The following is a 726-nucleotide window of genomic DNA, read 5'->3' as shown; positions in this document are numbered from 1 at the left end:
GAGCGCTGCGCACGCGGCGGCGACCGCGCCGCACGCGTCGTGACCGAGGACCACCACCAGCGGGCTGTCCAGCACACCCACCCCGTACTCGACGCTGCCCAGCACCTCCGAACCCACGACGTGACCCGCGGTGCGCACCACGAACAGGTCGCCCAGACCGCGGTCGAAGACGATCTCGGCGGCCAACCGGGAGTCGGAACACCCGAACAGCACCGCGAACGGACGCTGTGCGGGTGCGACCTCGGCACGACGGGCCGCGTCCTGGTTGGGGTGCTCCGGGGTGCCGGCGACGAAGCGCTGGTTACCGGACAACAGCAGCTCGAAGGCTTCCTGCGGAGTCGAGTACTTGATCTCGGCCATGGCCTGCAGCTTAGGTCAGGACCCTGCCTGGGCGCTGCCCCGCCGATGATGACCCCGGCTGGTCGGGGGCCCGTCCCTGCCGGCTGAAGTGACGGGAGGCGGCAGGTCGTCCTGTCCGTGCTGCGGCGCAGCGGCCGAGGGATCCTGAACCGGGATGTCGCCGGCATCGGCACCCGGTCCGCACGGAGGAATGGCCCGCGTGATTCGGCTCGCCTGGTCTGGGTGATTGAACGGTGCCGTCTCCCGTAGGGAATCGGTGAGGGACCGCTGGCGGTCCTGACCAGTCTCGACGCGGCGTCGTCGAGCAGCCAGCGCCCGTGCCGGTCTGGTCACGTGGTGCGGGCTCGGCTCCGTGCCTGAGCCCGC

At 71.2% G+C, this 726-nt stretch carries 1 protein-coding gene; it reads right to left on the bottom strand.

Translation table 11 applies throughout. From position 1 onward, the window contains the following. The coding region (locus tag AB0G02_RS10775; protein WP_360792395.1) for a carbonic anhydrase at positions 1–360 on the bottom strand (360 nt) is incomplete at its 3' end. Positions 361–726: the final 366 nt, after the last annotated feature.

Source organism: Actinosynnema sp. NPDC023658 (assembly GCF_040639995.1).
Taxonomy (GTDB): Bacteria; Actinomycetota; Actinomycetes; order Mycobacteriales; family Pseudonocardiaceae; genus Actinosynnema.
The sequence above is the reverse complement of the archived record's forward strand: the minus strand, read 5'-3'. Positions and strand labels throughout refer to the sequence as shown.